Raw genomic sequence first — 5417 nt, forward strand, 5'->3', positions numbered from 1 at the left:
CCACGGGTGTGGTGGGGGTGGGTGCGGGGCCGGGGACGGGTGGGTTGGGCCCGAGTTGGTGGAGGTGCTCGATCACGTGTTTGAGGGTAGTCGAGAAGGGCGGAGCGTCCGTTCGACCGGGATCCACAGCTGGAAGCCGGTCGACGAGCCGACGTCCACCGGGCTTGTCCGCAGCAGCTCCGGACCAGGCCGGCTCGTGTACGGGTTGGAGGGGAACCACAGGGTGAACACGTCGTGCCAGAGTTCCTGGACGGCGCTGGGATAGGCACCGTGATGGTCGAAGACCGCCCAGGTCCCGGCGGGGACGTCGAGGGCCTCGAGGTCGCCGAGGGCGTCGAGGTCGCCGGGTGGGCCGGGTTCGCCGGTGGCCGTTGCGGGGCGGGTCGCGACACCGACCCAGAAGTCCGCGTCCGCACCCTCCTCCCGACTGCCGGTCGGATACACGAACGCCGACAGGATCCCCTCCGGCTCCCGGACACCGCGGAGTTCCTTCATCTGCGTGATCGTCCGCGCGTCCAGGCTCTCCACATGTGCCATCGCGGCCGCGTTGACCCCGTCGTGCACGAGAGGGACCGTGGTCTTCCTGCCGACGACCCGGAACGGCTCCTTCTCCACGATCCGGTAGCGCATGCTCGTACTGCCCTCGACGACGACACGGAAGGACATCCGCGGCTGCGCCGTGAGTACCGCACCCGTACGCCGGGCCTCGCCCGGTCCGATGCCGTGCACCGACCGGAACGCGCGGGCGAACGCCTCGCCCGAGCCGTACCCGTAGCGCACCGCGATGTCGAGCAGCGTCAGCTCGCCGGCGAGCACCTCGGCCCCCGCGAGCGTCATGCGGCGCCGCCGCACGTAGGCGGGCAGGGGCATTCCGGCCAGGGCGGAGAACAGCCGCCGGAGGTGGTACTCCGGCACTGCGGCGATCCGGGCCACCTCGGCCATGTCGATGTCCTGGTCGAGGCGGTCCTCCAGGTGGTCCAGCGCCTGATTCAGCCGCTCCAGCACGCGCCTGCGTCCTTCCTCGTGTCATCCCCTCTCCACCGCGGGAACGCCCACCCTGCCATCCCGTCGAGGGTCCGCGCTTCCTTGAAGGGTAGGGGCGACCTGATCGTTCCCCGCCCGACAAAGCCGGTACGGGAAGTGTCGGGCGGGCCACGTCGGTGCCACCCGAGCCTTGTGTCCATGAACGACATGGACATTGAAGGACGGTGCGAGCCGCGGTTCGCGGCGGTCCGCGAGGTACTGGCGGGTCTGCTGGGCACCGGCGACGTGGGGGCCTCGGTGGCCGTCTTCCTCGATGGTGAGCCGGTGGTCGACATCTGGGGCGGCTACGCGGACGGGGAGCGCCGCACCGCATGGGAGCGCGACACCCTCACCTGCGTGAACTCGACGAGCAAGAACATGACCGCCCTGTGCGCGTTGATCCTGGCCGACCGGGGCGAGCTGGACCTGTCCGCGCCGGTCGCCGCCTATTGGCCCGAGTTCGCGGCCGCGGACAAGGAGGACGTGCTGGTACGGCATGTGCTGTCGCATACCGCGGGACTCCCGGCCCTGGCGGGGCCGACGGCAGTGGAGGAGCTCTACGACTGGGAGAACGTGACGTCGGGGCTGGCCGCGCAGACGACCGAGTGGGAACCGGGAACGGCCGCCGGCTACCACGCGCTCACCTTCGGGTTCCTGGTGGGTGAGATCGTCCACCGCGTCACCGGCCGCAGCCTCGGTGAGTTCTTCGCCGACGAGGTCGCCGGACCGTTGGGCGCGGACTTCCACTTCGGGCTCGGCGCCGAGCACGACCGCCGTGTCGCACCGCTCGTCCCGCCGCCGTCGCTGACCGACGCGTACGCCTCCAGGGCGCCGCTCGGGCCGGACGGCGTACGCCGGGAGTACCCCGGCGCCGTGATCCGGGTGCGGGACGTCAACTCCGTGGCCTGGCGCCGTGCGCAGATCCCGGCGGTGAACGGCTTCGGCAACGCCCGGTCCGTCGCCCTCGTCCACTCGGTACTGGCCAACCGCGGATCGGCGGGCGGTGTGCGGCTGCTGTCCTCCCGGGGCTGTGAGCCCGCGTGGCAGGAGGTGTTCCACGGCGACGACCGGGTCCTGCGGACGCCGATGTCCTGGACCACGGGCTTCGGCAGGTTCGGCACCGCCTTCGGATGGGGCGGATGGGGCGGCTCACTGGTCGCGAGCGACCCCGGCTCACGCATGACGGTGGCCTACGTCATGAACCAGATGCTCGACCGGGACACGCAGGAGGACGACCGCGGCCTGGAGATCATCACGGCCGCCTGCAGCGGACTGCAGTGACGGCCGGACCCCGCTCACGTCCGGGCCTGCCCTGGGGTGGGTACGGGGTAGCGCACACCGGTGAGTCGTTCCGAGAGGGTCCACAGCCGGTGTGCGGTGGCGGCGTCCTGGAGGGCGTGTTCCCGACTGCGGAGGACGGGTTCGCCGCGGAGCTGGAACGGTCCGTCGGGCACCACGTAGCTGCCCCCGGGCAGATCGGGAACGGTCGCGGCGTACAGGGAGGTCCGGGCGCCGTCCGGTGTGGGGCGGAAGGCGTAGCGCAGGAGCAGCCGCATCAGGGCTCCGTAGGCGCGGCCGCGGGCGCTGTTGGAGCCGCCGGTGAGCACGTTCGAGCGGGTCAGCCCGGGGGCGACGGCCATGCTGCGCAGCCCTGTCCCGGCGGCGTCGGCCCTGCGCTGCAGTTCGGTGGCGAAGTAGAGGTTGGCCCGCTTGGACTGGATGTAGGCGAACAGGGGCCGGTAGCCGCGCTCGGCGTCGAGGTTGCCCAGGTCGAACCGGGCGAACCGCTGTCCCTCGCTGCTGACCGTCACCACGCGCGGTCCGGGGGCGGCCAGCAGGTGGGGCATGAGGAGGCCGGTGAGCGCGAACGTCCCGAGGTGGTTGACGCCGAACTGGGACTCGAAGCCGTCGGCGGTCCGCGAGAACGGAACCATGGCGATGCCGGCGTTGTTGACCAGGAGGTCGAGGCGGTCGTGACTCCAGCCGTCCGCGAACCGGCGGACGGACGTCAGATCGGCGAGGTCGAGGAGGCGCAGTTCGACGCGGGCGCCGGGGACCTCGGCCCGCAGGCGGGCCATCGCCCCGCTCCCGCGTTCGTGACTGCGGCAGGCCAGGACGACATGGGCGCCACGTCGGGCGAGTTCGCGGGCGGTGACGTACCCGATGCCGCTGTTGGCACCGGTGACCACGGCCAGGCGGCCCGACTGGTCGGGGATCGAGTCGCCCGTCCAGCGGTCGCCCGGGGAAGTGCGGGCGGATGCCCGGCCGCCAGGGTTCGTAGGGGCCGTACGGGTCATGGGACCTCTCCAGGGGTGGTGGGGCGCCGAGAACGCCTGTGGTGCCGAGGGCACGCAGCGGCGCCCGGCCATATCGCAACTCGCAGTTGCAATATGCTGATCCTGTCGCATGTGTCGTCGATAACGCAACTGGGAGTTGCAATGAAGCCCGTCGAGTCCACCGCGCAGCGCGGCCCCGCCGTGGGGCGGGGCAGCAGGATGCGCGCCGCCGTACTGGCGGCAGCCATCACCGAGCTCACGCAGACGGGGTATGCCGCGCTGACCGTCGACGCGGTCGCCCAGCGAGCCGGCGTGCACAAGACGACGATCTACCGGAACTGGAAGACCTCCGACGGCCTCGTCGCGGACGCGCTCGCCGACCACTTCGCCACCGACATCCCGATCCCCGACACCGGAGCGGTGCAGGACGACCTGCGGGCCCTGGCCCGCTCCCTCGTCGCGACGATGACCGCACCGGCGGGCCGGGCCCTGCTGACGACCGCCCTCTCGGACGCCGTGCGCACGCCCGAGCTCGCCGAGATCAAGCGCGCCCTCTTCGAGGACCGCTTCCGGCGTGCGGAACCCGTGGTCCTCCGGGCCGTCGAACGCGGCCAACTGCCGACGGGGACCGACCCCGGCGAACTCCTCAAGGCCCTCGTCGCGCCGATCTACTTCCGTCTCGTCTTCACGGGCGAACCGGTGGACGAGGCCACCGCCGACCGGGCGGTGGACGTGGCGCTGGCTGCCGCGCACGCCCACGCGCTGTCGGCGCCGTGACGGCAAACCGTGCGCGGCGTGGGGGTGATGGGGGCGCGTGTGCGGTGGAGGGTGTGATGTGGGTAACGTCGGGCCATGGGTTTCGGTGGTGTGAATGGTGGTCAGCGGCGGGGACACGTACTGCTGTTGGCGGGGGATGCAGCGGTACGCCGGGGCGGCGTGCTGGTGGCTCCCGGCGCGAACGTGGCCGCGTTGGCGATGGTGCCGCCGGGTGCGCTGCTCGGGTGCGGGGTGCCGGCCGACATGGTGTGTTTGGAGGGAGTGCGCGATCCGAACACGGTGCTGGCGCGGCTGCGCGTGGCGGTGGGGACGGAAGGGCCGCTGTTCGTGTACGTGTCGGGGCGGTTGACGGCGGACCGTCGCGGTCGGGGTCATGGTCGTGGCCGCGGGCTGTTCGTGGCGCTGGCGGGGACGACGGCGGCCAGCGTCCGGTACACGTCGTTGCCGTGGGAGTGGCTGCTGGGGGAGCTGCGTTCACGTACGGCGGGTGAGGCCACGGTGGTGGTCGACCTGGTGGCGGACAAGGCTGCGTGGCCGCTGGTGGGGGAGACCGGGACGCTGCCGGGACTGGCCGGGCTGGCGGGGGTGGAGGCGTTCGGGGTGGTGTGCGGGCCGGGCGCCCCGGCGGCCGGTGGCGCGGTCAGCGCGTACACACGGCAGTGGATCGATCAGCTGCGGCGCGCTCCGGTGCGGCCGTCGAACGTGGAGCTGCACGTTCTGGCGGCGGGGTCGGCCGGGCTGGCGCCGGGCACGCTGGTGGTGCCGTCGGCACGGGAGTTGGAGACGCGCTCCGTACCTGTTCCTGCTCCAGAGCCCGTGGCTTCTGCCGGGACCACGCAGATTGTGGGCGCCGCGGAGGCTGTGACCGGTTCTGCGGCGGTGGTGGGGGCGGAGGATCCGCGGGCACGTCTGCACGCGCTGGCGATGGGGGGCCGCCACGGGGAGGCGGACGCGCTGGCAAGGGCGTGGGAACGGTGGGTGGTGGAGCGGTCGGGGCAGGCCTCGGCAGAAGCGGTGCAGTGCGGGGAGATCCGGGCGGATCTTGCGCGGATGGCGGGTGATTTCGCCTCGGCGACCCGCCTGTGGACGGGGGCGGTGCGGACGCGACTGGTGTTGCAGGGCGCGGACGCGGCCGAGGTCCAGGACGCGGCGACGGGGGCCCTGTACTGCTGGACGCAGCTCAAGGACCGGGCTGGGGCGCTGGAACTGGGAACCGCGCTGGTGGGCCTGTTGCGCGCCCTTCCGTTGCTGGATCCGGACCTTCTGCGCCTGGCCGAGCGGCGGCTCGAGACGCTGCGCACCCCGGACGGATTTCCGGATGCTTCCCGCGTCGTGCGGTCC

5 protein-coding genes are annotated in these 5417 nt (G+C 72.3%); 3 read left to right on the forward strand and 2 right to left on the reverse strand.

Annotated elements, in window-relative coordinates; genetic code table 11:
• Positions 1-72: 72 nt before the first annotated feature.
• Positions 73-1005 (reverse strand): AraC family transcriptional regulator, encoded by a 933-nt coding sequence (locus IH80_RS0137705; protein ID WP_030966411.1) that lies wholly within the window; start codon positions 1003-1005, stop codon positions 73-75.
• A 186-nt stretch (positions 1006-1191) separates the two neighbouring features.
• On the opposite strand from IH80_RS0137705, the gene IH80_RS0137710 reads away from it, so the two are divergent.
• The gene (locus IH80_RS0137710) at positions 1192-2304 is read left to right on the forward strand and encodes a serine hydrolase domain-containing protein (RefSeq protein ID WP_420708915.1); all 1113 of its coding nucleotides are present in this window, start codon (positions 1192-1194) and stop codon (positions 2302-2304) included.
• A 14-nt stretch (positions 2305-2318) separates the two neighbouring features.
• On the opposite strand, the gene IH80_RS0137715 is transcribed toward IH80_RS0137710, so the two are convergent.
• The gene (locus tag IH80_RS0137715) at positions 2319-3320 is read right to left on the reverse strand and encodes an oxidoreductase (protein ID WP_051810356.1); all 1002 of its coding nucleotides are present in this window, start codon (positions 3318-3320) and stop codon (positions 2319-2321) included.
• A gap of 141 nt (positions 3321-3461) precedes the next feature.
• On the opposite strand from IH80_RS0137715, the gene IH80_RS0137720 reads away from it, so the two are divergent.
• Positions 3462-4076 carry a TetR/AcrR family transcriptional regulator gene (locus IH80_RS0137720; protein WP_234432529.1) on the forward strand — a complete coding sequence of 205 codons (615 nt, stop codon included), beginning with the start codon at positions 3462-3464 and terminating at the stop codon, positions 4074-4076.
• A gap of 75 nt (positions 4077-4151) precedes the next feature.
• On the forward strand, positions 4152-5417 hold a 1266-nt coding region (locus IH80_RS0137725), incomplete at its 3' end, for a hypothetical protein (RefSeq protein WP_078906964.1).

Origin of the sequence: Streptomyces sp. NRRL S-378 (assembly GCF_000720645.1) — a bacterium.
Taxonomy (GTDB): Bacteria; Actinomycetota; Actinomycetes; order Streptomycetales; family Streptomycetaceae; genus Streptomyces.

What these genes read in the sequence shown, in the direction of transcription:
- IH80_RS0137710 (WP_420708915.1), top strand. Translation starts at nt 1,192, where the DNA reads ATGGACATTGAAGGACGGTGCGAGCCGCGGTTCGCGGCGGTCCGCGAG.
- IH80_RS0137715 (WP_051810356.1), bottom strand. Translation starts at nt 3,320, where the DNA reads ATGACCCGTACGGCCCCTACGAACCCTGGCGGCCGGGCATCCGCCCGC.
- IH80_RS0137720 (WP_234432529.1), top strand. Translation starts at nt 3,462, where the DNA reads ATGAAGCCCGTCGAGTCCACCGCGCAGCGCGGCCCCGCCGTGGGGCGG.